This window comes from Haloferula chungangensis (assembly GCF_042664875.1).
In the GTDB taxonomy this organism is placed as follows: Bacteria; Verrucomicrobiota; Verrucomicrobiia; order Verrucomicrobiales; family Akkermansiaceae; genus Haloferula; species Haloferula chungangensis.
On sequence record NZ_JBHTBS010000090.1, the window covers coordinates 1 to 595 of the forward strand.

The window sequence follows — 595 nt, forward strand, 5'->3', positions numbered from 1 at the left end:
AACGTTGGCCCAAAAAATAGAACCGAACCGGATGGCCGCGAATCCTTTCATCCACATTCGATCCACGAAGTTCCCAATCCTGCCCGGTGAAGAAGAGGAACTGGTGAACGAGGGAACATACGGCAAGGCTCTTGCAGAGTATCTTGCCGAGCATCTGCGAACTCGCGGCTACGACATTCCGTTTACCTGCTGCGAGGATTGGGGATGGTGGGTCGAGATCCGTGGGCAACCCTACTCGCTTGGCTGCTGTGTCTACGGGGCCTCTGATGCTGGAGACAGTCCCGAGCTCTGCGTGAAGATTAGTAGAGATCCCGAGCGGAAGTGGAGTTTATTGCGGTTTCGCATGATCGACACACGAGAGCGCGTTAATAAGCTGCTTGATGACCTGAAGGCTGTATTCGAAGATGATTCAGAGGTGGAGATCGCTGGTCTAACCGAGGACTTTCCGCTCTAAAACTAACCCAAAACTCAACAAGGCCAACAAGGCGCAGCACCCAACCGCCTGACCCGCTTCGTGTCGAATTTTTCAGATGATTAGAACCCTAAACCCCGAGTAAACGCGCGGCTGCCGTCAGGCGGTTGGTGTGCTTTGACG

Annotated in this window: 1 pseudogene; it reads left to right on the top strand. The window is 53.9% G+C overall.

From position 1 onward, the window contains the following. Positions 1–454: pseudogene (locus ACFQY0_RS21330) on the top strand (hypothetical protein); the annotation flags it as partial. Positions 455–595: the final 141 nt, after the last annotated feature.